25 protein-coding genes are annotated in these 25,446 nt (G+C 42.7%); 14 read left to right on the top strand and 11 right to left on the bottom strand.

Translation table 11 applies throughout. From position 1 onward, the window contains the following. Window positions 1-126: 126 nt before the first annotated feature. Window positions 127-1,047 (bottom strand): nicotinic acid mononucleotide adenyltransferase, encoded by a 921-nt coding sequence (locus L0P89_RS08655; RefSeq protein ID WP_235264702.1) that lies wholly within the window; start codon window positions 1,045-1,047, stop codon window positions 127-129. A 124-nt stretch (window positions 1,048-1,171) separates the two neighbouring features. Between L0P89_RS08655 and L0P89_RS08650 the strand changes: the two genes are divergently transcribed. Further along, complete coding sequence (locus L0P89_RS08650) at window positions 1,172-2,173, top strand: NAD(P)H-dependent glycerol-3-phosphate dehydrogenase (RefSeq protein WP_235264701.1); 1,002 nt, start codon at window positions 1,172-1,174, stop codon at window positions 2,171-2,173. Window positions 2,174-2,200: 27 nt separating this feature from the next. On the opposite strand, the gene L0P89_RS08645 is transcribed toward L0P89_RS08650, so the two are convergent. Next, window positions 2,201-2,953, bottom strand: coding sequence for a LytR/AlgR family response regulator transcription factor (locus L0P89_RS08645; protein ID WP_235264700.1), 753 nt, complete (start codon window positions 2,951-2,953; stop codon window positions 2,201-2,203). A 196-nt stretch (window positions 2,954-3,149) separates the two neighbouring features. Between L0P89_RS08645 and L0P89_RS08640 the strand changes: the two genes are divergently transcribed. Next, entirely contained in the window at window positions 3,150-4,394 is a 1,245-nt protein-coding gene (locus L0P89_RS08640) for a PDZ domain-containing protein (RefSeq protein ID WP_235264699.1), read from the top strand. Between the two features lies 1 nt (window position 4,395). Here L0P89_RS08640 and L0P89_RS08635 read toward each other — a convergent pair whose 3' ends face one another. The 3 genes from L0P89_RS08635 to L0P89_RS08625 form a co-directional block, all read right to left on the bottom strand. Further along, on the bottom strand, window positions 4,396-6,066 hold the full coding sequence (locus tag L0P89_RS08635) for a glycerol-3-phosphate dehydrogenase/oxidase (protein WP_235264698.1): 1,671 nt from the start codon (window positions 6,064-6,066) through the stop codon (window positions 4,396-4,398). A gap of 68 nt (window positions 6,067-6,134) precedes the next feature. Next, a complete protein-coding gene (locus L0P89_RS08630) occupies window positions 6,135-6,446 on the bottom strand; it encodes an antibiotic biosynthesis monooxygenase family protein (protein WP_235264697.1) in 312 nt (103 codons plus the stop codon). Continuing rightward, entirely contained in the window at window positions 6,447-6,803 is a 357-nt protein-coding gene (locus L0P89_RS08625; RefSeq protein WP_235264696.1) for a hypothetical protein, read from the bottom strand. It lies immediately after the preceding gene. Window positions 6,804-6,840: 37 nt separating this feature from the next. Here L0P89_RS08625 and L0P89_RS08620 point away from each other — a divergent pair, with 37 nt between their 5' ends. From L0P89_RS08620 to L0P89_RS08595, 6 genes are all read left to right on the top strand, one after another. Next, window positions 6,841-7,350, top strand: coding sequence for a CvpA family protein (locus L0P89_RS08620; protein WP_235268013.1), 510 nt, complete (start codon window positions 6,841-6,843; stop codon window positions 7,348-7,350). 175 nt (window positions 7,351-7,525) lie between these two features. Continuing rightward, the gene (locus L0P89_RS08615; RefSeq protein ID WP_235264695.1) at window positions 7,526-7,999 is read left to right on the top strand and encodes a CAP domain-containing protein; all 474 of its coding nucleotides are present in this window, start codon (window positions 7,526-7,528) and stop codon (window positions 7,997-7,999) included. A 305-nt stretch (window positions 8,000-8,304) separates the two neighbouring features. After that, a complete protein-coding gene (locus tag L0P89_RS08610) occupies window positions 8,305-8,805 on the top strand; it encodes a CAP domain-containing protein (protein WP_235264694.1) in 501 nt (166 codons plus the stop codon). A 104-nt stretch (window positions 8,806-8,909) separates the two neighbouring features. Then, entirely contained in the window at window positions 8,910-9,449 is a 540-nt protein-coding gene (locus L0P89_RS08605) for a 3-hydroxyanthranilate 3,4-dioxygenase (protein ID WP_235264693.1), read from the top strand. 4 nt (window positions 9,450-9,453) lie between these two features. Beyond that, window positions 9,454-9,822: a DUF1304 domain-containing protein gene (locus L0P89_RS08600; RefSeq protein WP_235268012.1), complete on the top strand. Its 369-nt coding sequence runs from the start codon at window positions 9,454-9,456 to the stop codon at window positions 9,820-9,822. 74 nt (window positions 9,823-9,896) lie between these two features. Continuing rightward, complete coding sequence (locus tag L0P89_RS08595) at window positions 9,897-11,450, top strand: aldehyde dehydrogenase family protein (RefSeq protein WP_235264692.1); 1,554 nt, start codon at window positions 9,897-9,899, stop codon at window positions 11,448-11,450. 135 nt (window positions 11,451-11,585) lie between these two features. On the opposite strand, the gene L0P89_RS08590 is transcribed toward L0P89_RS08595, so the two are convergent. Both L0P89_RS08590 and L0P89_RS08585 read right to left on the bottom strand, forming a co-directional pair. Next, window positions 11,586-11,723 (bottom strand): hypothetical protein, encoded by a 138-nt coding sequence (locus tag L0P89_RS08590; RefSeq protein ID WP_235264691.1) that lies wholly within the window; start codon window positions 11,721-11,723, stop codon window positions 11,586-11,588. A gap of 254 nt (window positions 11,724-11,977) precedes the next feature. Beyond that, on the bottom strand, window positions 11,978-12,742 hold the full coding sequence (locus tag L0P89_RS08585) for a hypothetical protein (RefSeq protein WP_235264690.1): 765 nt from the start codon (window positions 12,740-12,742) through the stop codon (window positions 11,978-11,980). A 648-nt stretch (window positions 12,743-13,390) separates the two neighbouring features. Here L0P89_RS08585 and L0P89_RS08580 point away from each other — a divergent pair. Next, window positions 13,391-13,951 carry a hypothetical protein gene (locus L0P89_RS08580; protein ID WP_235264689.1) on the top strand — a complete coding sequence of 187 codons (561 nt, stop codon included), beginning with the start codon at window positions 13,391-13,393 and terminating at the stop codon, window positions 13,949-13,951. A gap of 45 nt (window positions 13,952-13,996) precedes the next feature. On the opposite strand, the gene L0P89_RS08575 is transcribed toward L0P89_RS08580, so the two are convergent. Further along, entirely contained in the window at window positions 13,997-14,722 is a 726-nt protein-coding gene (locus L0P89_RS08575; RefSeq protein WP_235264688.1) for a metallophosphoesterase, read from the bottom strand. A 321-nt stretch (window positions 14,723-15,043) separates the two neighbouring features. On the opposite strand from L0P89_RS08575, the gene L0P89_RS08570 reads away from it, so the two are divergent. The 3 genes from L0P89_RS08570 to L0P89_RS08560 all read left to right on the top strand — a co-directional run bounded on the left by L0P89_RS08570 (window position 15,044) and on the right by L0P89_RS08560 (window position 20,560). Next, on the top strand, window positions 15,044-17,593 hold the full coding sequence (locus L0P89_RS08570) for an adenosylcobalamin-dependent ribonucleoside-diphosphate reductase (protein WP_235264687.1): 2,550 nt from the start codon (window positions 15,044-15,046) through the stop codon (window positions 17,591-17,593). A 92-nt stretch (window positions 17,594-17,685) separates the two neighbouring features. Continuing rightward, window positions 17,686-18,630: a carbohydrate kinase family protein gene (locus L0P89_RS08565; protein ID WP_235264686.1), complete on the top strand. Its 945-nt coding sequence runs from the start codon at window positions 17,686-17,688 to the stop codon at window positions 18,628-18,630. A 1-nt stretch (window position 18,631) separates the two neighbouring features. Beyond that, window positions 18,632-20,560, top strand: a complete 1,929-nt coding sequence (locus L0P89_RS08560) for an amylosucrase (protein WP_235264685.1) — start codon at window positions 18,632-18,634, stop codon at window positions 20,558-20,560. Between the two features lie 22 nt (window positions 20,561-20,582). On the opposite strand, the gene L0P89_RS08555 is transcribed toward L0P89_RS08560, so the two are convergent. The 3 genes from L0P89_RS08555 to L0P89_RS08545 are packed head-to-tail and all read right to left on the bottom strand — an operon-like array spanning window position 20,583 to window position 23,339. Further along, window positions 20,583-21,719, bottom strand: coding sequence for an ATP-binding protein (locus L0P89_RS08555; RefSeq protein WP_235264684.1), 1,137 nt, complete (start codon window positions 21,717-21,719; stop codon window positions 20,583-20,585). Further along, on the bottom strand, window positions 21,716-22,471 hold the full coding sequence (locus L0P89_RS08550; protein ID WP_235264683.1) for an SDR family NAD(P)-dependent oxidoreductase: 756 nt from the start codon (window positions 22,469-22,471) through the stop codon (window positions 21,716-21,718). The genes L0P89_RS08555 and L0P89_RS08550 overlap by 4 nt, the downstream gene beginning before the upstream one ends. 10 nt (window positions 22,472-22,481) lie before the next feature. Then, window positions 22,482-23,339, bottom strand: coding sequence for an aldo/keto reductase family oxidoreductase (locus L0P89_RS08545; RefSeq protein ID WP_235264682.1), 858 nt, complete (start codon window positions 23,337-23,339; stop codon window positions 22,482-22,484). Between the two features lie 170 nt (window positions 23,340-23,509). On the opposite strand from L0P89_RS08545, the gene L0P89_RS08540 reads away from it, so the two are divergent. Both L0P89_RS08540 and L0P89_RS08535 read left to right on the top strand, forming a co-directional pair. Continuing rightward, complete coding sequence (locus L0P89_RS08540; protein ID WP_235264681.1) at window positions 23,510-24,511, top strand: AAA family ATPase; 1,002 nt, start codon at window positions 23,510-23,512, stop codon at window positions 24,509-24,511. A 68-nt stretch (window positions 24,512-24,579) separates the two neighbouring features. Further along, window positions 24,580-25,446 carry a DUF58 domain-containing protein gene (locus L0P89_RS08535; RefSeq protein ID WP_235264680.1) on the top strand — a complete coding sequence of 289 codons (867 nt, stop codon included), beginning with the start codon at window positions 24,580-24,582 and terminating at the stop codon, window positions 25,444-25,446.

Genomic DNA, 25,446 nt, shown 5'->3' with positions numbered 1-25,446 from the left:
CCCAGAGGGGTATACGGAATTCATTCGAACAAAAAAACCGCCCCGAGCTGAAGATGCTTGGGGCGGTTTCTAACTAAATAACCAACCAAAAAACTTATTTGAATAGTCGATGACCATTACATATCCTTACATTTTACGCTTTTGAATTACGTTCATCTTTTTATTATCCGTTCTCGTACGCTTTTTACCCATCTTCTTATCGTTCGATTTCAAATACTGCATAAATCCTCTACCTCGAAACTCATAAACCGTTTCACTAGCTGCGTGATAAAGTTCAATCGTACTATCATCAATAACGTACAGCTCAAAATAATCATTGCCCAAAAAGTCATAATCGAGTGTTAAAGTTTTGAGCATTTCATTATCGGTATCGTAAATCTGGTAATCGCCTTCATAATCCCAAACCAAGTTGGGGATTGATGTGCCCACAGCATCAACCGATGATTGAAAATAACCACCATTCCCAGGAAAGAATCGCAGGAAATTTTCATTGTCAAATTCGTTAACGGCACCTAGTTCACTGGTAAAGGTCTTCTCCCAAGCCCTATATTCTTGCAAGAAATAATCAAGATTGTCATAAAAGACAAGATCGTAATCAAAATTATGGCGCTGGTAGCCCCTCAAAAAGTAGGAAGTATCGCTTCTTGGGTCATACAGTTCCAACGTATTGCCGTTTATGGCAAAGACATCGAGCAGCCACAGGCCGTCGATATCATGGTCAATCTCTACGGTGCCCGGTAAGGTGGCGTAAGAGCCGACATCAATGCCAAAACCATTGCCCGTTTTACCAATACCTACAATATTATTGTTGGCCAAGAGTATTCCATTATCAAAAGATACGGTGAAAGCCCTCTGTAAAAAAGGTACTTCCCCATTTCCAGTAGTAGCATTAATATCGACATACCACAAATCGAATGATCGTAGTACTTGATCGGTATTGATGGCCGAATCGACAATGAAGTCATCATCCAATAGTACTTCTGTATAACATGAACTGGCCAATAGGCCGATACCCAATAATGTGAATAGTAGTTTTTTTGCTCTCATATCATTTGGTCTTATGGTTCACAAATAAAATACCAAGCACCATGCCAAAAATCACAACATACTGATAATCAATATTTAATATGGAGTATTTTGGATTTGGCTACTTTTGAACTTTATTCAACCTATGTCAAGACCTATAAAGATTGCCGTTTTGGGGGGTGGAAGTTGGGGCACTGCCATTGTCAAGATGCTTACCGAAAATCTAGACACCGTTCATTGGTACATGCGCAACTCGAATGCTATAGCGCATATCAAAAAAGAGGGGCACAACCCCAACTATTTAAGTTCGGTTGAACTGCATACCGAATATTTGAACCTAACCGATGACATCAACGAGGCGGTCCACGGTTCTGAATTGCTCATTTTTGCAATTCCTTCTGCTTTTTTGGATGGAGAACTTCATAAACTCACTGTGCCGATAAATGGTAAGATCATTTTTTCGGCCATAAAGGGCATTGTGCCCGAATCAGGATTGATCGTTGGCGAACATTTTCATGAGAAATACGATATCCCCTATGAAAATATCGGGGTCATTACGGGGCCATGCCATGCTGAAGAGGTGGCCTTGGAACGACTGTCATATCTCACCATTGCCTGCAATGACAAAGACAAGGCAGAACTTTTGGCCGAACATCTCAACAGCCACTATATCAAGACCAAAATTTCTGATGACATCATCGGAACCGAATACGCCGCCATGCTCAAGAATATCTATGCCATAGCCGCCGGTATAGCACATGGCTTGGGATATGGTGACAATTTTCAAAGTGTATTGATGAGCAATGCCATTCGTGAGATGAAACGTTTTACCAAGCGCATTCATAATATCGATAGAAACATCAACCACTCAGCCTATCTGGGCGATCTGTTGGTCACGGGCTATTCGACCTTTAGCCGCAATCGTATGTTTGGCAATATGATCGGAAAGGGCTATAGGGTAAAAAGCGCCATAATGGAAATGAACATGGTCGCCGAGGGCTATTATGCGGTCAAGAGTGCGCATAAAATCAAATCAGAGCTTGAAAAGAAGGTTAAGACCCCGATCATTGATGCTGTGTACGGCATTCTCTATGAAGGAAAGAACGCCCAAAAAACCATAAAGGAACTGACTGAAAAATTGGATTAGCCACCAGTTGCCATTCAAGTCTTTTACCTAATCTAAAAGCACTTCTGTGCTAACACTTTTTCCGCGGGGAATGGTCTTGTTCTGTATATCAATGCTCATCGCGTCATATGATTTGATATGATCTTTATTGACGATGTAAGATTTATGCACTCTTCTAAAATTATTCGGCAATCGCTGTAACACCCCTTTGATACTACCGTAACTTGTCACTTTCGAGGTATCTTCTAGGTGAAAGGTCACATAATTGCCAAGACCTTCAATAAAAAGAATGGTATTTATCGCAATACGATGGGTTTTTCGATTCGCTTTTATTTCTAAAATCTCATTTTCGTTCACTTTATTTTTTTCATGTTCAACCGCCCATAACTGAAAAAGCTTTGCGCCTAGAACAAGTAAGACCGTGGTATTGATCAAGACCATCGCCCGCAACAACGATTTTATTCCGAATAGGCCATTGCTAAAATCATTCAATAATAATTCTTCGTAAAAGAAATGGATGAAAAAACGTTGTAACACGCTCCCCATGAGTAAAACAAGAACATATCCTGCAAAAAAAGTCTTGTATCGGCCTTTAATCAAAAATTTGGGCAACAAAAGATAAATGACCATATACACCGCCATCATCCGAATCGGCAACAATAAAAATTCTAGGTAAAAAGAAGCCAAATAACCTTTATCTCCGGCCCACAAAAATCCGAATAGCAGATAATACAAAAACCAGAAGACCACATGCGTGAGAATTCTTGATCTAAAAAGGTAAAAATTTGTTTTCAAAGACATCAATCAACTTTTTTATCATCGTAAATCCTCGGTAGACATAAAAATCCCCAGCGTTCGAATAAAATCCCAGACCCCTAAAAGTAACCAATCTAACTTTAAATAGAACTTAAAATATTTCTATGCCATGAAGCCTTTTTCTGCCTTAGTTCTTTTAGTGACACTATTTCTTTTGAATACAGCAACAAATGCCCAGACCTTGCAAAGAAGAGCAAGCCTAGAAGCTATGATTGCGTCGCCAACAAACAATAAACCCGGTGCAATCGTAAAAAAAATCAACGATGACAGCCCTCTACAAAAAGCCGGTGTATTGCCCAACGATATAATTGTTGCCGTAAATGGGACCCAGATAGCCGATGAGGACGTTTGGAGCGATATTTTGTATGACCTGAGAGGTGGTGAGACCACTAAATTAGAAATTGTTCGAAACCAAAAGAAGGTGCAATTTCAGGTTGCTTTCAACGAGCGCCCGAAAGAAACCCACGAAGGTCTGGAAACTTTTTATGAAGAAGTCACCAGCATTTATGGCATCACCCAGCGGATTATTATCACAAAACCAAATAAAACGGGCAAACAACCAGCTGTAGTCTTGATCGGAGGACTGAGTTGCTCGAGTATCGAAGTCTATCCCACAAGAAAGGGAAATTGGGTACAGACCATCAAAGATCTGGTCGAAAAGTCAGGTATGGTGGTCATGCGGATCGAAAAACCCGGAGTAGGAGATAGTGAGGGCAATTGCAGCCAGTCAGATTTTTTAATGGATCTTGAAGGATATCGGGCAGCTATCAAAACGTTGAAATCAAAACCCTACGTAGATACCTCAAAAATTATCGTTTACGGTTCAAGTATGGGAAGTGCCATAGCCCCTTTGCTTGCCAATGAGTTTAATTTGGCGGGAGTCATTTCTGATGGCACTTTTTTCAAGACTTGGTTCGAACATATGTTAGAGATCGAACGTCGAATACTTGAGTTTAAAGGACACAGTGAATCGGAAATCGTAGCACTGTTAAACAAATATTACATTCCGCTCTATTATGGAATGTTGATAAAGAAGAAAACGTATCAAGAAGTGGTCAATGAGTACCCGGCCCTTTCTGAGTTCAACTATCACCCACCAAATCACATGTATGGTAGGCCGGTCAGATACTATCAACAGTTGCAAAATTTCGACCTTGCCGGGCAATGGGAAAAAATTAAAGTGCCCGTTCGTATTTTAAGGGGCGAACATGATTGGATTATGTCATCTTTTGATAACCAAATGATTATCAATGTACTCAAAAGAAATGGTCATACCGACCACATTATTCATGAGTATCCAGGACTTGACCATTGGAACACCATTCACGATACCCCCAAAAACTCCTTCGAAGGCAAAGAAGGCGTTTGGGACGAGGGCACCATCAATATCATTATAGAATGGGCTAGAGATATGGTAGGTTTATAAATCAAAACGCTCGCTCCAATGAAAAATCTGAGTGCTTTTCGAGTTCTTCTTCCATTTTCTCTCTAAAAGCGTTCATTTGTTGGGCATCATGACCATACGCTTTTTTGATATCTTCCAAAACCGGCTCCATAAAAGTGCGCACGCTGTCGATATCAAAATACAAGCGACCGGTTCTACGGATGAAGAAATCCATAGGGTTGAGCACCATTTCATTTTCGATGCCGAATTTCAACTCTGCCCGAATTAGCCGAGTATAAATATCTTTGTTCTTGAAGCCTGTGTAGTACTTTAAAATCTGCTCGGTCTGTACACCGTAGGTGGTCACCAAGTACCAAGCATCGTGTTCAGAGAAACCGTCACTTTTGATCTGGCCATATACCTTGGCGATGTACTTTTCAACATGTTTCGACCTTTTGAAATCGTTGCCGCAAAGCGGAATCACATCTGTCTTGCATTTGCCGACCTCAACGCCATGATCTTCTTCCAGTTTCTTGGCAACGCGGTTGACGACCCGCTCGGCCATTTTGCGATAACCGGTCAATTTTCCACCTGCCATACTGATAAGTCCGGTATCAGAAGTGAAAATCTCATCTTTTCGGGAAAGCTCTGAAGCCGATTTGCCCTCTTCATGGATCAACGGCCGCAAGCCCGCCCATGAAGAGATAATATCCTCCATTTCCAATTGTATTTTAGGAAACATATTGTTCACTGCTGAAATCAAGTAAATCGCATCGGCCAAGTCGGTCTGCACGTTATCCTTATCAGAATTGTAATTCGTGTCGGTGGTGCCGATATAAGTGATCTTGCCACGGGGAATGGCAAACATCATACGCCCATCAGGAATGTCAAAATACACCGATTGTTTCACCGGAAGCTTTTCGTGTGGGAAAACCAAATGCACCCCCTTGGTCAAGTGCAGCCGCTTTCCCTTTTTTGAATTATTGACGCTTCTCAGCTCATCGACCCATGGCCCTGCTGCACTGATAACGTATCTCGATTTGATTTCGAACTCATCTCCTGTGGCCACATCCTTCACCTTAACGCCCGCCACTTTTTCATCTCCGTACAAAAAATCAGTTACCTCGGCATAGTTGAGCGCTTTTGCGCCATATTGTAAACTGGTTTTGATGTTCTCAATGGTCAACCGGGCATCATCGGTACGATATTCGGCATAATAACCGGCACCGTTCAAGATCTTTTTTGGCAACAAAGGCTCTAATTTCAACGCTTGTTTTTTGTCGAGCATCTGCCGTTTGTCATCCCCTGTCACTTGGGCCAGAATATCGTAGACCTTTAACCCTATCGAAGTCAACCATTTACCATATGACCCCCCTTCTATCAAGGGCAGCAGCATTTTTTCGGGCAATACTAGGTGTGGTGCCAAATTGTGTACGATGGCCCGCTCTGAACCCACCTCTTTCACCAACCAAAAATCAAATTGCTTAAGATATCGCAGTCCGCCATGAATCAGTTTGGTCGATTTACTACTGGTACCGGAAGCGAAGTCCCCTTTTTCGACCAGTGCTGTTTTCAATCCCCTTGAGGCGGCATCCAGCGCAATACCGGCCCCCGTTATGCCCCCACCGATAACAACCAGGTCAAATGCTTCTTTTGAAAGTTCATCAATGGTCTTTTTGCGGTCAAGGTTTGAAAATCGTAAGGTTTCTTTCATTTCAATAGCAGTTTTTTACAATAGTTTCAAATGTAAGGGTTTGCGGCACCCTTACAAAGAGGCCATTGTTATGGTTTGGTGAATTCATATTCGCGTTCTACCAGACAAATACGAACCTTGTACCATGAGTACCATTCTTCAATACCCTTTTTTTGGGCCACTTGGTGATCGACATTGGCTTTCCAATCGGCAATGGACCGTAAATTCTGCCAATAGCTTATCGAAATGCCCAAACCGGATCTAGCACTTTCAAAATCGATAAATCCAGGTTGTTTTCGTGCCATTTTTTCCATCGTTTCAGCCATTTCGGCATAGCCGTGATCACCCTCAGTTCTAATGTTGGTAAAGATTACGGCATAGTAAGGTTTTGATAATTCCATTTAGAAGATATATTCCTTTTCCAAAAAATAGTTGACAATGGCCTCTTTCATCAGCACTGATTGCTCACCTGCCTTTAGGGGAGGTAGATTTTCCTTTACCTTGTAATGCGGCCAGCCCTCGTCGTCAAAGAAATCGAATTCGTAGTATCCATAGGGTTCCAAAAGCCTACAAATGGCGATATGAATCAAATTGATTTTTTCATCTTTCTTGAAGTTACGGTGCAATTGTCCCAGTTCCTGTACTCCGACCAGATAAATGATACTGTCAAGTTCGAGCACATCACCATCGGCAAATTGGTCAGAAAGCTTTTCGACCAATAGCTGCCAACGTTCTTTTAACAACGTATCTCTCGCCATGCTTCAAAGGTACAAATCAATGTCCTATATTTGGGTCATGAGCTTTTTGGATATCGTGCTTGGCATTATGTTGGTTTGGGGTCTCTACAAAGGACTCAAAAATGGCCTTTTTGTCGAAATCGCCTCGCTCATCGCGCTAATTGCCGGCATTTACGGGTCAATACATTTTTCATATATCACTGCGGATTATCTCGGCGAAAACATGGAATGGAACGAACGCTACATCAAGATCACCGCATTTATCATCACTTTTGTCATCATTGTCATGGTTGTTCATCTGGCGGGAAAGTTCTTGACCAAGATTGCCGATTTTGCCATGTTGGGGTTATTGAACAAAATTGCTGGAGGCATCTTTGGCGCCCTTAAAGTTGCGGTTATTCTGGGGGCATTTCTTATATTTTTTGATAGGATGAGCACTTCGTTGAGCCTTGTGAATGAAGAAACAAGACAAGATTCGATTCTCTATGAACCCATCAAAGAAATTGGGGCATTTGTCTTTAGTTTGGTGCTCAATAAAGAAGATGACGATCAACATATGACCGAATAGCAACTCCCCTTTTTCTGCTTTTCTTCCAAAAAATCGTACTCATTACCGAAAAGAACCTGTTATTAAAGAAAAAAACGGTTAACATTGTTGTCCGCGTTTTTTGATCGAGTATGGAAAACGCTGACGGAGAACCCCCAATTCTTCCTTGAGCTGCCTTAAGAACATGAAGATGAAAATGGCAGTTTTTTTTCGTAGGTATTCTACTCTGATATTTCTATTATTTCTTTCGTGTACTTCTGAAGAAGTGCAAGAACCAGATTTTATTGAATCCACTAATGTTCAAACATTGGAAAGCGAACTTTTGGCATCGGTCAATAATTATCGTGTGTCCATTGGCGAGGGAATTCTTGAGCTTAATGCAATAGCATATGATGTAGCAAACGACCACAATGATTATATGATATCAAAAGGAAGTTTAAGTCATGATAATTTTGAACAGCGGGCATCTAAGATACATGCCGAAACCAGTGCCAAAGAGATTGCAGAAAATGTGGGCAGAAACTTTCAAACTGCCGAAGAGGCATTGCAATGGTGGTTGAACAGCCCTACACATAAATCTTCACTTGAGGGCAATTTTACCCATACGGGCATCAGCGTGAAAAAAGACAACCTAGGAAACATCTATTACACCCAGATTTTCTTCAAATAAGGTTTGTGCATAACACCAATAAAAGGTGGTTCATCGACAAAATTGACACTTGATGCGGCTCTTGGTCTTCATGGTTCCGTTCATTGGTTTTTTCTATTCGATAAACGGTCAAATACCCTATGAAACTTCTATTTTTATCGATGAAATTTTAGTCGTTTTTCGTCGATTGGCCCGTATGAGGCTTGGTTTTACAGATAAACGAAAAAATAATCTCTCTCACGGACTTTTTGCCAAAGACCAGTGCTTTCAAAACTACTTTAGCAGTGCAATAAACCTAAATGTACAAGACTAAGTTTCCCCAAATCATGAAGTTTCAAAATCTACTGTTTTTTCTTTTTGCCATGATGGTCTTTTCATGCTCCCCTTCTTCGGTAACAGAAGAAGAAGCGCTATTTGAAAATCAAGGTGGCAATTCTGAAAACACAAAATTGGTTGCGACCGATCTAGAAGAGAACCTGCACAATCTAGTAAACGAACACCGCGCCGAAATGGGCTTGAAAAAGTTACAGTTCAGCAACGAGGCGTACCCATTTGCCGGTGAACACAACGAGTATATGATAAAGAAGGGCAAGTTGAGCCACGATAATTTCAACGATAGGGCTAAAGGTGTGGCCAAAAAAACCGGTGCAGGCCATGTTTCTGAAAATGTGGCCAAAGATTACACCAATGAAGAAGCATTGCAAGGTTGGCTAGAGAGCAAATCACATAGAAAGACCATCGAAGGCAATTATACGCATAGCACCATCAACATAAAGGAAGATGATGAAGGAAATCTATACTTCACACAGATTTTCTTTCGTAAATAAATTTTGATTCGGACTTAGTATTATCCCCAGATACATGTTTATAATGGTTTGGTAAAGAGCCTCCTTTTTGGAGGCTTTTTCATACCTTTCGGAAAAATTGGAAAATGGACATGGCAACTCCGTTCAATTTAAATAAATGGATTGAAGAAAACCGTGATACCCTAAAACCACCGGTCGGTAATCGAAACTTGTATAAAGATGCCGATGATTATATCGTTATGGTGGTTGCAGGTCCCAACGCCCGAAAAGATTACCACTACAACGAAACCGAAGAACTCTTCTATCAACTCGAGGGCCATATCGAGGTTCATATACAAGAAAATGGTCAGAAAAAAACCATGCAACTCGGCCCTGGTGATATGTACCTGCACCCTGCAAAAGTACCCCACTCCCCGGTTCGACATGAAGGCTCGATCGGTTTGGTGATTGAGCGAAAGCGCGCCGAAATGAACGTTGACGACGGCCTGCTCTGGTTCTGCGATAATTGTAACCACAAATTATACGAGGCCTATTTTACTTTACATGACATCGAAAAAGACTTTTTGAAGCACTTTGAATATTTTTATGGTTCAAAAGACCTAAGAACGTGCGACAATTGTGGTACTGTGATGGAAGTCGATGAACGGTTCGTAGCTGAAAAATGATATGATGTCGATCATTGCCAAAATCATCATTGCACTGGTGGCCCTGTTACACCTCTATTTTCTTTGGTTGGAAATGTTCGCCTGGACGACCAAAGCCAAAAAAGTGTTCCGCAAATTTCCAAAGGAGCTCTTCGAACCCACAAAAACGATGGCGGCCAACCAAGGACTTTATAATGGATTTTTGGCGGCTGGCCTTATTTGGTCGTTAACGATCAAAAATGCCACATGGCAATTCAATGTGGCCCTTTTTTTTCTTGCCTGTGTGGCCGTGGCCGGAGTTTATGGGGCCATATCCGTATCCAAAAAGATATTTATCGTTCAAGCACTGCCCGCGTTGCTCGGCATTCTTCTATTGTTAGCCTCTTATTTATAAAAGTAATTGGGGCATGATGCCCATTCTTTGTAGCTTTGCAAAAAATGTAACAAAACACCTCAAAAAAGTTATATATGTCATTGGTAGCCACGGATTTTGGAATAGAAAATGCCCTTCAACAATTAGGGGTACAAGACGTGAACGAAGGAACTTCCACAGGGTCACAAAATTTTGGCTCTGGAGAACCCATAACTTCGTATTCACCTGTTGATGGCCAGCTAATCGGCAAAGTGGGCACGACCACTGAAGAAGATTATGAAAAAATGATGTCGGTTGCCACCCAAGCGTTCAAACACTGGCGAAAGGTGCCCGCACCCCAACGTGGGGAAATCGTGCGTCAATTCGGTGAAAAGCTCCGTGAATTGAAAGAGCCCTTGGGCAAATTGGTTTCCTATGAAATGGGCAAGTCGTACCAAGAAGGGTTGGGCGAAGTACAAGAGATGATCGACATCTGCGATTTTGCGGTGGGTCTTTCACGCCAACTCCATGGCCTCACCATGCATTCAGAAAGACCTGGGCACCGTATGTACGAGCAATATCATCCACTTGGGGTGGTAGGTATTATCTCGGCCTTCAATTTTCCTGTGGCGGTATGGTCATGGAACACGGCCTTGGCCTGGGTATGTGGCGATGTTTGTGTGTGGAAACCTTCAGAAAAAACCCCACTCTGTGGGATCGCCTGTCAGAACATCATTGCCGAAGTGCTGAAAGAAAATGACCTTCCCGAGGGTATTTCTTGTCTCATCAACGGCGACTACAGGGTAGGCGAGATGATGACCCATGACAAGCGCATTCCGTTGGTTTCGGCTACGGGATCCATCCGTATGGGCAAAATCGTGGCCAAGACCGTGGCATCGAGGCTTGGCAAATCGTTGTTGGAACTTGGCGGTAATAATGCGATTATCGTCTCTCCCGATTCTGATTTAAAAATGACCATCATCGGGGCTGTCTTCGGTGCGGTGGGCACTGCTGGCCAACGCTGTACCTCTACAAGGCGCTTGATAATCCACGAATCAATTTACGAGAAGGTGAAGAATGCCTTGGTCGATGCCTATCGACAACTGCGTATCGGTAATCCTCTCGATGAAAATAATCATGTAGGGCCCCTTATCGACACCGATGCCGTAAAGATGTACGAAGCGGCTTTGCAAAAAGTCAAGGACGAAGGCGGAAACATTATTGTGGAAGGTGGCATTCTTAACGGTGATGGCCATGAAAGTGGCTGTTATGTGAAACCTGCGATCGCCGAGGCCAAGAACGATTTCGAAATCGTACAAGAAGAAACCTTTGCCCCTATTTTATACCTATTGAAATATACCGGAGATGTCGAAAACGCGATCGAGTTACAAAATGGCGTGGTACAAGGGCTCTCGTCTGCCATCATGACCAATAACCTTAGGGAAGCCGAGAAGTTTTTGTCGGCCGCCGGAAGCGACTGTGGCATCGCCAATGTGAATATAGGCACCTCGGGTGCTGAGATCGGTGGGGCCTTTGGTGGCGAAAAAGAAACGGGCGGAGGTCGTGAAAGCGGTTCTGATGCCTGGAAAATCTATATGCGCCGCCAAACGAACACTATCAACTATACTACAGAGCTGCCTTTGGCGCAAGGCATAAAATTTGACTTATAACAAGCATAAAAATTCCCTGTTCGCTTAGCTCCTTCGCGCTGTCAGATATAGCACTGGCTCAAACGATCAGGGAATTTTTACAGCCAATGGGGATCGAAGAATCTTTATTCCGGAAGCAAAGATCTATTCGGTTGGCTATTGGTCTTTTGCGCTTTTGTTTTCTTTTGCAATGGCCGTGTCGCTAACCGTCCAGCTACCACGCAACAAGTTTTGTGCCCCAAGAATGAGCAGCATACAACCAAAGGTCAAAAAATTAAGTATAGCGGTTTTCATTTTCATCTCGTTTCACAATACCCAATATACTGTTCAAAGAATTGGTTTGAAAGGGGTAATGTGGTTTCTGAAAGAAATTCTTTATGCTTGTCAGCTCTTACTGTATATTCGGTAGATCACAAAAATTTTGAAGAATGGAACCCCATCAACAAAAAACCACCTCCTTTTAAAGTCAAGGAGATGGTCTTGATCCTGTTTTCTCTTTAATGTGGCCGTTAGACCATATTCAGTTCAAAACAAGTGGCTTGTTTCGATTATTCATTCGCCTCGATTCGATCTACGAGCTCATATAATATACTATATTCAAAACCCCCTTCTGGCATAATTTCACCCATTTTTGATTTTGAAATTACTTCTTGAAACGAGGCATCCATTCCCTCGGGGTCATACCTCAAGTAATTCATGGCATCTGACATTTTATCGAACCCATCCCAGGTCAAAACCGAAAACCTCGCCAGTTTTCCAGTGGGGTACACCACCGACATCAGCCCCCATGATTTCATTCCCAAGTTTCCGCTTTTGATGTTTTTCTCGTGAAGAGGTTTCCAAAGTTCTTTGTTTTCTTGAATAAATGCTGAAAGGCTTTTGGGCATGGCATAATTCACCAAAGCGTACTTGTAATCTCCTTCGACCATGTCTTCCAACTGCATCCAGTAGTCAAACGGTACTTTGGTAAACGAGTTGGTCTCTACCATTTCTGGAGAGACTCCCATTGATTTCAAATTGTCAGCAGACCAAACCTCGCCAAGATTGACCTTTTCAAAACTTTCAAATGTATTCACAAAAACATAGTTTGGAGCTCCCTCTTCGGTAACGCCAACTTTTCTCCATAATGACCAACCGGCCATCTTTCCTTGGTCAATGGCCGCCTTGGCGACTTTTGACCAATACTTGGTCTCTTTTTCTACAAATTCCGCTTCACGGTCAGCGGGAACCACGCGATATTGCAAATAGGCCACCTGCCCAAAAGAGGACATCGCGAACATCAATACCACGGCAAACATGAGTAATTTTTTCATTTTTCGTATTTATTTGGTTATCAGGTTAATATATTGAATTTTTTTACCATTTGACCTATATTGGCCAAAATAGTGTCCATAAAAAAACCACCTCCCTTTTTGAAGTGTGGGAGATGGTTTTGAACCAACTTAACTAACTCAAACTTAATGATTGAAAACCCCATTTCAATGCCGGAACCTTGTCGGGAGAAATAGGGTCCTTACCTAATCTTTGTATAAAGATCATAAGATTCTTTTGACGAAAAACATGCTTCCTTATAAGTGGTCGCAAAAAGTGTATGCTTGGTTATTTTTCCTTTTTTTTCTGTTTTGCCATATCCATTTACATACCTGTAAGTATTTGGAAATTAAGATTTAATGTGAAAAATTTTAACTTTTTTCTAAGATTTTCAATATTTTGTACATCTGATTATCAATTTTAGGCGACATGAGAAGAAGTTTGGCCTGTGCGATCGGAATCATTTTGGTTGTTTTGATAGGAATCTATTTCTATCTAAAACTTTGTAGCTGCTGTCGCGCACATGAAACTACAACAACCAAATCAACAACCGAGCAAGCCGTACCCAATCATCTTGGGGATGAAAAGGCCAAAAATCGACAGATTGCCATTACATCAAATGAAAGGAGCAAATCTAAACACCGTACAAAATGGATTTTGAAAATATAAATATCTGGTGCTGGCTGATTCCACTTTTAGTGGGTCTGATATCAGGAATTCTAGGCTATCTATGGGGGAAAGGCAATAATACGGCCATTGACAACTCTGCCGAAATCAAGGCACTTGAAGACAAAAGCATAAAGCTGCAGGCCGATCTTGAAGCCTGTAACAAAAAATTGGCCGATGCTTCCAAAGAATTTTCCACGACGCCACCTACGGCTACGTCACTCACCGAGAAGTCTAAGGTAATTGCCTTTAATGGCAAAGCGGCCCAAGCGGCCTTAGGCAAGAAAGTCAAACAAGACGACCTCAAAATTGTCGAGGGCATTGGTCCAAAAATCGAACAACTTTTTCATTCGTTCGATATCAAGACCTGGAAAGCACTTTCAGAGGCTTCAGTTGCCAAGTGTCAAGAAGTGCTCGACTCGGGAGGTGATCGCTATCGTATTCATGATCCTTCTTCATGGCCAATGCAGGCAAAAATGGCCTACCAGGGCAGATGGAAAGGTCTTATCAAATGGCAAGACGAACACAAAGCAGGTAAGTTTTAATCATGACCGACCAGAAAACGGGCCGGTTCTCTTGGGACCGGTCTTTTAGTTTCTGCCATTCTCGTTAGGGTACAAGGTATGAACCGGGTCACTTTGCCAAAATTCCTTCGTTTCGACATCCATAATGCTAAGAGCGCCCTTAAACGCTGCCCCGGTATCCATATTCCATACGTTTGCGGCCCGTTGGGGTTTGACATGGCCCATTTTTGAGATGGGCGTATGGCCGATAAAAATTTCAGGGTAATGGGTGAGCCGTTGAGGGTAATCTTTATCTCCCTTTTTTAGATTTGGGCACACCGCCCGGGCCAGCTCCCATAGTGTACGGTCCCAATAGAACATCTTGTCAAAATATTCATGTGCTATGCCTTTCAAGTTGGTGTATCCGGCATGGACAAAAAGCCTGTTTTGGGTATCTAAATAGGTATTCTCCAAACCGTCATAGAATTTTAAGTGTTGCTGCAACTTTTTCTGATCGATCCCTGAATACGACTCCATGGTCGCTTGACCCCCGTGCATCGTCCATAACGGATTGTCTTTCTTGGTCAAAAGCCAATCACGACATAGATCGTCATGGTTTCCCCTAATAAAAATGCAGTTATGCGATTTATTCAAATCAATCAAAAAATCAATGGTTTCGACCGCTTGGCTCCAGGCATCTACATAATCGCCCAAGAAAATGATTTTGTCCCCTACTCCTACGCCTGCCCTTTCAAGCACTTGCTCCAAGGCTTTCAATGCCGAATGTATATCACCGATCACAAATGTTCTCATGGGGCAAAAATGATAAATAATGTGCTCAGTTCAAACTATCGGCAAACACATTTATCTGCTTTTGGCAAGCCACGACGATACTGAAAATACCATCTTTAAAACAAAGGTGGTCTACCTTACTGATTTTTGAGCATATTCTTTTGGCTCCTTTCAATTTTTTGTCAACTTTCTGTTGTTGATATTTTTTTAAATATTTGTTTATCAGGTATTTAACCTTCATTTTGTGTGCACTTCATGACTTTTGTCATGTTCACGGTTCTCATCATTTTTATATTTTTACACAGCTTTTCATCGACTCATAAAGTTCAAAAACCGATACGCATGCAAACAAAAACCGCCCTGCCCAAACAAAAATTATACACCTATGAAGAGGCATATGAAGCTTCACTGGCCTATTTCAATGGTGATGAACTGGCCGCTCAAGTATGGATCAGCAAATATGCCTTAAAAGATTCTGTGGGAAACCTTTATGAAAAAGATCCCGATCAGATGCACCGTAGAATAGCGAAGGAAATTGCTCGAATAGAATCAAAGTATCCAAATCCATTGAGTGAAGATGACGTGTTCGGCCTGATCAAGAACTTCAAATATATCGTGCCACAGGGAAGCCCCATGGCCGGCATTGGCAATCCGTTTCAAATTGCCTCGCTTTCAAACTGTTTCGTAATCGGTAATGACGGTCGATCTGATTCGTACGGTGGTATCATGAAAATTGATCAAGAGCAAGTGCAATTGATGAAACGTCGGGGTGGGGTTGGCCATGATCTTTCCCATATTCGCCCTAAAGGATCGCCCGTCAAGAACTCAGCCTTGACCTCGACCGGCCTGGTTCCGTTTATGGAGCGTTACTCAAATTCTACCAGAGAGGTGGCACAAGACGGCCGACGGGGTGCCTTGATGCTTTCGGTCTCGATCAACCATCCTGATGCCGGTGACTTCATCGATGCCAAGATGGAGCAGGGAAAAGTAACCGGGGCCAATGTTTCCGTTCGTGTCGATGATGCCTTCATGGGTGCCGTAGAGAAAGAAGAAAAGTATCTGCAGCGTTTCCCCGTGCATAGTGAAAATCCAAAATATTCAAAAGAAATAGAGGCCAAAGAACTTTGGGACAAGATTGTTCACAATGCATGGAAATCGGCTGAGCCAGGGGTGCTGTTCTGGGATACCATCATTAGGGAGTCGGTACCTGATTGTTATGCTGATCTAGGCTACCGCACCATCTCTACCAATCCATGTGGGGAAATTCCACTATGCCCCTATGATTCATGCCGATTGTTGGCCATTAACCTATTCTCATACATAGACGAACCTTTTACCGCAAAAGCCAGTTTTGACTTTACCCTTTTCAGAAAGCATGTCGCCACCGCACAGCGCATAATGGACGACATCATAGACCTAGAGCTTGAAAAAGTGGATGCTATTCTGAAAAAAATCGACGCAGACCCTGAATTGGAAGATACCAAGGCGGTCGAGAGAAGCCTTTGGGAAAACATACGAAAAAAAGCGACAGAAGGCAGAAGAACCGGTATTGGCATCACGGCAGAGGGCGATATGTTGGCCGCCCTGGGGCTGCGGTATGGTTCTGAAGAAGCCAATCTGTTTTCAGAAGAAGTACACAAGATCATTGCACTCGAAGCGTATCGTGGTTCAGTGCACACGGCCAAGGAACGAGGGGCATTTGCCATTTTCGATGCCGAAAGGGAAAAAGAAAATCCGTTCATTCAGCGCCTCAAAAAAGCTGATGAGAAGCTCTATTACGAAATGTTGGAGCATGGCAGGCGAAACATTGCCCTTTTGACCATTGCCCCCACCGGTACCACAAGCCTCATGACCCAGACCACTTCGGGCATTGAACCCGTTTTTCTTCCTGTGTACAAACGAAGAAGAAAAGTAAATCCGAACGACAAGGATGCCCGTGTTGATTTTGTGGATGAAGTCGGGGATTCATGGGAAGAGTACGTTGTTTTTCACCACAGGTTCAAACAATGGATGCAGGTTAACGGGATCGACACCGAAAAACAATACGGTCAAGAAGAGTTGGATACCTTGGTACAACGGTCACCGTACTACAAAGCTACGTCAAACGATGTGGACTGGTTGAGCAAGGTAAGACTGCAGGGGACGGTGCAAAAGTGGGTCGATCACTCTATCAGTGTTACCATCAACCTACCCAATGATGTGTCTGAAGAATTGGTAGGACAATTATACCTAGAAGCCTGGAAAGTAGGCTGCAAAGGTGTGACAGTATATCGTGACGGCTCCCGTTCGGGTGTATTGATTTCAAATGATGACAATAAGGAAAAAGGGGAAAGTTTGACACCTTTCCCAACCAAACGCCCTGAAATCTTAGAGGCAGATGTGGTTCGCTTTCAAAACAACAAAGACAAATGGATAGCATTCATAGGGCTTATCGATGAAAAGCCCTATGAGATTTTTACCGGTCTGGCCGATGATGAAGATGGCATTCTGTTGCCCCGTTGGGTAAACAACGGTCTGATCATCAAAAACCGAAATGATGATGGCACCTCTCGCTATGACTTTCAATACACCAACAAAAGGGGCTACAAAACGACCATTGAAGGCCTGTCGCATAAGTTCAACCCTGAGTACTGGAACTATGCCAAACTAATTTCAGGTACCCTGCGCCATGGCATGCCCATTGAAAAGGTTGTCGACCTTATCAACAGCCTACAGCTCGATAGCGAATCGATCAATACGTGGAAAAATGGCGTGGCCCGTGCCTTAAAGCGATTCGTGGCCGATGGTACCGCTGCAAAGGGGCAAACTTGTGAGAACTGCAAATCAAAGAACCTCATTTATCAAGAAGGCTGTCTCACTTGTAAAGATTGTGGTTCTTCAAAATGCGGTTGATTAAGTCAAAATTATTTTTGACTCCTTAGCCCTATAGATTTTGGGCAAGGGACATTTTTTTCGCTTATCTTGCCAATTACTAAAACAACCACATGGCAAAGGTTTTTTGTATTGGCGAACTTTTAATCGACTTTGTTGCCGAAAATCAGGGAAACGACCTTTCAAAGGCAGTCGAATTTACTAAAAAAGCGGGCGGTGCCCCGGCCAATGTCGCTTGTGCCATTGCCAAATTAGGTGGCAAGAGTGCCTTTGTGGGGTGCACGGGAAAAGATCCCTTTGGTGATTTTTTGTTACATGTGCTCAAAAACGAAAATGTAGAAATTTCATTTGCCCAACGCAGCCATGTGTTTACTACTTTGGCCTTTGTTTCTTTAGCCGAAGACGGCGAACGTGATTTTGTTTTTAGTCGTGGTGCCGATAGAGAGTTGAAATACGACAAGACCCTCAAAAAAGAGTTTGAGGGCAATATGGTTCATTTGGGTGCGGCAACTGCCCTTCTAGGTGGTCCGCTTGAAAAAGCGTATAGCCATTACCTTTTTGATGCGTTGACCAAAAACTCGTTTATCAGTTTTGATCCCAATTTCAGGTCTGACCTTTGGAAAGACAACGAGAAGACTTTTATCAAAAAGTGTTTGCCCTTTGTTCAAAAATCACATTTGTGCAAATTCAGTTTGGAAGAGGCCCAACTGCTTTCAGGAAAAAATGATGTTGATGAGGCCTGTGACACACTTCATGAAGAAGGTGCCAAGATAATAACCGTGACCCTAGGCAAAGAAGGCACATTGCTAAGCGCATTCAATCGCAAGGAAATAGTGCCCAGTATAAAAGTAAAGCCAGTAGACACCACAGGAGCAGGTGATGCCTTCATCGGTTGCCTCCTTTATCAAATCGCCGAGCTATCAAATTTTGAAGTCGTTCAAGACGATTTTGAACTATTGCGCAATATGGTCGAAATGGCCAACAAGGCCGGGGCCATTACCACAACTGCTTTTGGAGCCATTGTATCACTACCGACAAAATCCCAGCTGACCGATTGATATGAACCAAGCCGCACTGCATCGATTGATTTCCTCATCGTTGAAAGAAAAAAATCCTGAACTGCTTTTTGAAAAACGTTTTGCGACCAACCTCACTTTGATAAAAGACCTTTTCTTTTCAGTTTATGACAAGAAAATACATAGAAAGCATTTTGAAAGGCTACTTGCCCTACTCCCAAAGCTTTTCAACCAGCGACCCGAAACATTGCGCACCCAAGATGTTGAACGTATTGAATCGGGCGATTGGTACCAATCTGAGCAAATGGCGGGCATGCAATTGTATGTCGACCTCTTCAACAAAGACCTAAGGGGAATACTGGAAAAAATTCCCTATTTCAACGACTTGGGCATCAACTTTTTGCACCTTATGCCCATAATGACCCGGCCGAGCGGTGAAAACGATGGTGGATATGCCGTGAACAGTTACCATGAAATCGATAAGAGATACGGCACAAAAAAAGACCTCTTGAAATTATCTGAAAAGCTGCGGGATGAAAAAATGTACTTGATGCTCGATTTTGTGGTAAACCATACCTCTGATGAGTTTCCTTGGGCGAAAAAAGCTAAACAGGGCAACAAAAAATACCAAAAATATTACTACATCTACGACGACCGGGCCATACCCGATGAATTTGAAAAAAGCCTTCCCGAGGTCTTTCCAGAGAAAGCACCCGGCAATTTCACCTATGATCCTGAAATGGAGAAATGGGTGATGACCGTTTTCAACGAGTATCAATGGGACCTTAATTACTCCAACCCTGAAGTATTTCTTGAGATGCTCGAGAACCTCTGCAAAATGGTAAATCTCGGGGTCGATATCGTACGCTTTGATGCTCTTGCTTTTCTTTGGAAAAAACTAGGTACCGTTTCCCAAAACCTGCACGAAGCCCACAACCTTATCTCACTTTTTAAAATGTGCTTGCAAGTGGTCGCCCCGGGCACTCTTTTTTTGGCCGAGGCCATTGTCGCACCCCATGAAATCATCAAGTACTTGGGCCAAGGGCCGACTGAGGGCAACGAATGTGAAGTGGCCTATAATGCCTCTTTGATGGCTTTGCTATGGAATTCGATTGCTACCAAAAAAACAGGATTGCTCTATAAAAGCATGGCCAATCTTCCTCAAAAACCCGAATACTGTACATGGGTCAACTACATTCGCTGTCATGATGATATCGGGTTGGGGTTAGATGACCGTTTTATTGCCGAGTCGGGATGGAACCCTCAGGGACACCGCAAATTTTTACTCGATTATTATTGTCAAAACCTTGATTGGTCGCCAGCCAAAGGAGTTCTTTTTATGTACAATCCAAAAACGGGAGATGGGCGAATCTCTGGAAGTGCGGCATCACTATTGGGACTTGAAAAAGCCTTAGAGCAAAATGATGCACAACTAATTGAAGCCAGTGTCAACAAAATAATCATGTTGCACGGAATCATTCTTTCCTTTGGTGGAATGCCCATTATCTATGCCGGAGATGAGATTGCCGCTTTAAATGATTATTCCTTTCTAAAGGATAAGAACAAAAAAGATGACAACCGTTGGATAAACAGGTCAAAACACAACTGGAAAACGGTTGAACACCTGCACAACAAAAAACTGCCACAATCAAAGGTTTACCACACCCTCAAAAAACTTATCTCCATTAGAAAGAAAACAAAAGAACTGGCCGATGGCAATAACCTAGAATTGCATCATACCGGCAACGAGCATGTGCTGGTCTTTGAAAGAACCGGTGTCGATAAACAGGGGGTTTTGGTCCTTTGTAACTTTGACGAAGCATCACAGGTAATCAACGGGAGTTGGGTGGCCAAACTGGGTTATCTCAACAATTCTGCGTTTCATGACCTCATCACCGCCAAAAAATCTGAGGTCAACAGTGGTTTTATTGAACTAAAGCCCTATCAAATGCTGTGGCTTAAAAAGTTGTAGGGCGTGTTTGAAGATAGGTGATCTAGTTATAATTGACCTTTCTGATGATTCGGAGTGCTTCCTTGAGGGATTGATAAATCTTTTTGTCAACGTTTTTCAATAGCGACCGTGCATTTTCCATATGGTCTTTAGAATCTTCAAACCCATTGAGATAGCATATTAGAAACGTATCGGGTAGGTGCTCCAAATCTCTTTTTTCAGCTTGGTTCAATACGATATTGTTTCTCAGCTTTTCCAAAACTGCTTGATTGGCATTGAAAATATGGTGTAGTGTCTTTTTTTCGTATTGGGGAGGATCAAACACCAGCTGGCTGTTCAACTGATAGGTGCCGTTTTCTGAAAATGTGATAATGACCTCTTCCAACGGATAGTACTTTTGCAATTTGCCCAGCCCCAGTTGAACAAACTCTAGAATTGCGAAAGAATCATCATTGTAATCGATTGTGATTTCATCAAGTGCAGAATAAAACAATTTTACCTGCTCGTTGATCAGCTCGATATCGACCCTTGAATAATACTCTTGGTTCTTGACCTTTTTTTGATGTCCGGCCCAACAAACCACAAACTGTTCTTTGAAGACCTTGTAGTGGCTGGTCAAATTGGCATGTCGGTTGTTGATAAAATCGATGACGCCGTCAAGCGTAAGTTCAATGTTGTTTCGGGCATGCTGCTCAAGCCTCCCAACAATTTTGGCATTGATATCTTTCAGTTCAATATCAAAGACTTTCGGCATACTGATACTTCCCTCCCTAAAAAAAACAGCGCCTCCGTAATATTTCCAAATGTTTTTTCTAAGGGAGCATATTTTGCCGTTCGACCTAATGGTCACGAGCCCCACCACTTTTCCTTCGGGCAGTTTTGGAAAGTGTATATTCTCATAGTTGATAATGGGTGGGTTGTCTAAATATGCATTGACGAGATTCTGTATTTTGCTATCATCAAAGAAATCGACCCCTATTATCTTATTGTTCTCATCTTCAACCCCCACCACAATATATGAGTTGTTCTTCGGGTTGCTGTTCGCCAACGCACAAACGTGTTTCAGAAATTTGGCCTTTCCTTCTTTTTCACCAATGGAGATAAAGCGCTTCTTATCATAAAAACTGTTCTCATCATTATGGGCCAGTAGGTTTTTAACGAGAAGTCGTTTATTGATCATGCCTTTTTGTTGATTATGGTAGAACTCGCCTGATCGGTTGGCATCACAACCAAATCGGCAATGTTCACATGAGGCGGGCGGGTAATCGCGAATAGGATAATCTCTGCAACATCTTCTGGTTTTAAAGGTTGATAGCCCTGGTATACTTTTCCAGCTTTTTCGATATCGCCCTTGAAGCGCACTTCACTGAACTCTGTTTCAACCAGACCGGGATTGATGGCACCGACCCTGATGCCATGTTCGTTCAAATCGATGCGCATACCCTGATTGATCGCATCTACGGCATGCTTGCTGGCACAATACACATTGCCTTTGGGATATACTTCCTTCCCGGCCGTAGACCCAATATTGATGATATGGCCTGTTTTTCGTTCGACCATCTGGGGCAAAATGGCTTTCGATACATAGAGCAATCCCTTCACATTGATATCGAGCATGGCGTCCCAATCATCTAGATTTCCCTCGTCGATCACATCAAGTCCATGTGCATTGCCCGCATTGTTGATGAGTACATCAATGGTTGAAAATTCTTTTGGCAAAGAGCCAATGGCTTTGAACACCGCTTCCCTATCTCGAACGTCAAAATTCAAAGTGGTCGCTTTGGCCATTTTTGCAAGTTTTGATCGAAGTGCATTCAATCGTTCTTGCCGTCTTCCACATAAGATTAATGTGAATCCCTTTTCGGCCAATAGTTCTGCCGTGGCTTTGCCAATACCGCTGGTCGCTCCGGTTATCAATACTGTCTTCTTCATGCCAACGATTTTATGGTACGCGATAACCCTGACTGGCTTCGAGCAATATGAACCAATCTTCGAGCTCTAAATTCAGTGCTATGGCCTTGTTGGCCTTTAAAAGTCGTTCTCTATTGGTAGTCCCCACCACTGGATGCACCTTTGCGGGATGTTTTAGCAACCAGGCCAGTAGCAACTGATCGGTGGTGGCCCCGTATTTTTCTTCTAGCTTGGGCAAAATCTTGGCCAGTCTTGACTTTTTTTCATCATTTTCCCTAAAATAGCTTCCCAAAGGGCTCCATGCCATGGCCATTCTTTTTTCGATGAGGCAATCGTCAAACGTTCCATCGTACATACAATCAACATGGGTCAGTGAAAATTCTACTTGGTTAGCGGTCACCGGCACACTGGTCTCGATCAATGCAATCTGTGATGGGGTAAAGTTAGATACCCCGAATTGCTTGATTTTCCCATCTCTTAATAAGGTTTGAACTGCTTGCGCCACCTCATCTGGTTGAATCAATGGACTGGGTCGGTGCAGCAACAGCAGATCAAGATAATCAGTCCGAAGCTTTTGAAGCGATTGCTCGACTGACCATATGATATAGGCTTTGTCATATTGATAGTGTTTTACCTTGTTATCACGCCCCGTGGTCATTTGAATACCACATTTGCTGATCAGCTGTAGGGTCTCACGATCAATACCGCTCTCGGCAAATGCATTGCCAAACTCGCTCTCGTTTTCATAATTGCCATAGATATCGGCATGATCAAAGGTTGAGATACCGTTCTCAATACAATGGTTCATCATGGCGATCATTTCTTTTTTGGAAAGTTGTTTGCCCCAACTTCCCCATGTCATTGTTCCTGCAATAATTCTAGAATACATAAATGGTTTTTAGGTACTTTTGAAAATATAAAATTAATCCCTTAAATACTTCATAAAACTTGGGGTTCCGTGATATTTTTAACCATTAATTAACAGCTCAATTTTAAATAAATCTTCATTTTGCGGTCTATTTAAAATGCTCATTTGATTAACGTTACGAAATAATCTTTATGGAAGAAAATACTACTATTGACATTAGCGCTGTGAACGAGAAAATTGCTAAGGAAAGTGCTTTTATTAACCTGCTCACCCAGGAAATAAACAAGGTCATTGTAGGACAAAAAGTGATGGTTGAGCGCCTGCTAATAGGTCTTTTAGGACAGGGGCACATTCTTTTGGAGGGCGTCCCAGGGTTGGCCAAGACCTTGGCCATCAATACATTGGCGAAAGCGGTCAAAGGAGATTTCAGTAGAATACAGTTTACTCCCGACCTCTTGCCTGCTGACGTAATCGGTACGTTGATCTATAATATAAAGGAAAACGATTTTTCAATCAAAAAGGGACCCATTTTCGCCAATTTTGTTTTGGCCGATGAGATCAACCGGGCTCCCGCCAAAGTGCAGTCGGCACTTTTGGAAGCCATGCAAGAAAAACAGGTGACCATTGGTGATGAAACTTTTAAGCTCGATGCCCCCTTTTTGGTTATGGCCACACAAAACCCAGTCGAGCAAGAGGGTACTTACCCATTACCAGAAGCTCAGGTTGACCGTTTTATGCTCAAGACGGTTGTCGACTATCCGAAATTCACCGAAGAACAATTGATTATACGCCAGAACCTCAACGGTACCCTGAACGAAGTTAAGCCTGTGATTACGCTTAAGCAGATTCTTGACGCCCAAAAAGCGGCGCAACAGGTGTATATGGACGAAAAGATCGAGAAATACATTCTTGACCTGGTGTTCGCGACACGATATCCTGAAAAATTCGGATTGGAAAATCTTAAGCCCCTCATCAACTTTGGTGCCTCACCCAGAGGTAGCATCAACTTGGCCATAGCCTCTAAATGTTATGCCTTTATCAAACAAAGAGGGTATGTGGTTCCAGAAGATGTAAGGGCGGTCGTGCATGATGTGCTGCGCCATCGAATCGGCATCACTTATGAAGCCGAAGCAGAGAATGTCACTTCAGAGGAAATCATCAATAGAATCGTGAACGAGGTTGAGGTACCTTAGGGTTTCATCGTTTCGTGTTCAATGTTCCAACCTAGAACTGAACCAGTACGCATTAATCTTGAACCTCAATGGACACCAAAGAACTGCTCAAAAAAGTACGGAAGATAGAAATCAAGACACGTCGGTTGTCTGACCATATCTTTGGGGGTGAGTACCATTCGACTTTCAAAGGTCGCGGTATGACCTTCAGTGAGGTACGCCAATATCAATTTGGCGATGATGTGCGAAGCATTGATTGGAATGTCACCGCCCGATACAACGAACCTTTCGTCAAAGTGTTCGAAGAAGAGCGTGAATTGACCATGATGCTTTTGGTCGATATCAGCGGTTCAGAATTTTTTGGCACGCACAATCAGTTCAAAAAAGGGGTGATTACCGAAATATCGGCCACCTTGGCCTTTTCGGCCATGCAAAACAATGACAAGGTGGGCTTGATCTTGTTTGCTGAAGAAGTCGAGCTTTTCATTCCCCCAAAAAAGGGAAAAAGCCATGTATTGCGAATTATCAGGGAACTGTTAGAATTCAAGCCCAATACTTCTAGAACCAACATTGGCGAGGCACTCAAGTTTTTGACCAACGTGATGAAGAAAAAAGCCATTGTATTCGTGCTTTCTGATTTCATTTCAGATGACTATGACAATACGCTTCGAATTGTGGGCAACAAACATGATGTAACGGGTATCAGGGTCTATGACCAAAGGGAAAAAGCGATTCCGAACCTGGGTCTGGTACAACTGTTGGACGCCGAAACGGGCGATGTGCGCCTGATCAATACCCAATCAAAGAGGGTTCGTGAAGATTACACCAAGTTTCATCATGAAAAGGTCGATTATTTTGTGGATTCTTTCACCAAATCTGGCAGCGGTATCATTCATTGCCGGGTAGATGAAAGCTATGTTAGAAAATTGCTGGGCTATTTCAAAAAGAGAGGATAA

This window comes from Muricauda sp. SCSIO 65647 (assembly GCF_021534965.1).
Taxonomy (GTDB): domain Bacteria; phylum Bacteroidota; class Bacteroidia; order Flavobacteriales; family Flavobacteriaceae; genus Flagellimonas_A.
This window is presented reverse-complemented; position numbering and strand designations above follow the sequence as displayed.

Coding starts and splice junctions, on each gene's coding strand:
- L0P89_RS08655 (WP_235264702.1), bottom strand. CDS start 1,047: ATGAGAGCAAAAAAACTACTATTCACATTATTGGGTATCGGCCTATTG.
- L0P89_RS08650 (WP_235264701.1), top strand. CDS start 1,172: ATGTCAAGACCTATAAAGATTGCCGTTTTGGGGGGTGGAAGTTGGGGC.
- L0P89_RS08645 (WP_235264700.1), bottom strand. CDS start 2,953: ATGTCTTTGAAAACAAATTTTTACCTTTTTAGATCAAGAATTCTCACG.
- L0P89_RS08635 (WP_235264698.1), bottom strand. CDS start 6,066: ATGAAAGAAACCTTACGATTTTCAAACCTTGACCGCAAAAAGACCATT.
- L0P89_RS08630 (WP_235264697.1), bottom strand. CDS start 6,446: ATGGAATTATCAAAACCTTACTATGCCGTAATCTTTACCAACATTAGA.
- L0P89_RS08625 (WP_235264696.1), bottom strand. CDS start 6,803: ATGGCGAGAGATACGTTGTTAAAAGAACGTTGGCAGCTATTGGTCGAA.
- L0P89_RS08620 (WP_235268013.1), top strand. CDS start 6,841: ATGAGCTTTTTGGATATCGTGCTTGGCATTATGTTGGTTTGGGGTCTC.
- L0P89_RS08615 (WP_235264695.1), top strand. CDS start 7,526: ATGGCAGTTTTTTTTCGTAGGTATTCTACTCTGATATTTCTATTATTT.
- L0P89_RS08610 (WP_235264694.1), top strand. CDS start 8,305: ATGAAGTTTCAAAATCTACTGTTTTTTCTTTTTGCCATGATGGTCTTT.
- L0P89_RS08605 (WP_235264693.1), top strand. CDS start 8,910: ATGGACATGGCAACTCCGTTCAATTTAAATAAATGGATTGAAGAAAAC.
- L0P89_RS08600 (WP_235268012.1), top strand. CDS start 9,454: ATGTCGATCATTGCCAAAATCATCATTGCACTGGTGGCCCTGTTACAC.
- L0P89_RS08595 (WP_235264692.1), top strand. CDS start 9,897: ATGTCATTGGTAGCCACGGATTTTGGAATAGAAAATGCCCTTCAACAA.
- L0P89_RS08590 (WP_235264691.1), bottom strand. CDS start 11,723: ATGAAAACCGCTATACTTAATTTTTTGACCTTTGGTTGTATGCTGCTC.
- L0P89_RS08585 (WP_235264690.1), bottom strand. CDS start 12,742: ATGAAAAAATTACTCATGTTTGCCGTGGTATTGATGTTCGCGATGTCC.
- L0P89_RS08580 (WP_235264689.1), top strand. CDS start 13,391: ATGGATTTTGAAAATATAAATATCTGGTGCTGGCTGATTCCACTTTTA.
- L0P89_RS08575 (WP_235264688.1), bottom strand. CDS start 14,722: ATGAGAACATTTGTGATCGGTGATATACATTCGGCATTGAAAGCCTTG.
- L0P89_RS08570 (WP_235264687.1), top strand. CDS start 15,044: ATGCAAACAAAAACCGCCCTGCCCAAACAAAAATTATACACCTATGAA.
- L0P89_RS08565 (WP_235264686.1), top strand. CDS start 17,686: ATGGCAAAGGTTTTTTGTATTGGCGAACTTTTAATCGACTTTGTTGCC.
- L0P89_RS08560 (WP_235264685.1), top strand. CDS start 18,632: ATGAACCAAGCCGCACTGCATCGATTGATTTCCTCATCGTTGAAAGAA.
- L0P89_RS08555 (WP_235264684.1), bottom strand. CDS start 21,719: ATGATCAATAAACGACTTCTCGTTAAAAACCTACTGGCCCATAATGAT.
- L0P89_RS08550 (WP_235264683.1), bottom strand. CDS start 22,471: ATGAAGAAGACAGTATTGATAACCGGAGCGACCAGCGGTATTGGCAAA.
- L0P89_RS08545 (WP_235264682.1), bottom strand. CDS start 23,339: ATGTATTCTAGAATTATTGCAGGAACAATGACATGGGGAAGTTGGGGC.
- L0P89_RS08540 (WP_235264681.1), top strand. CDS start 23,510: ATGGAAGAAAATACTACTATTGACATTAGCGCTGTGAACGAGAAAATT.
- L0P89_RS08535 (WP_235264680.1), top strand. CDS start 24,580: ATGGACACCAAAGAACTGCTCAAAAAAGTACGGAAGATAGAAATCAAG.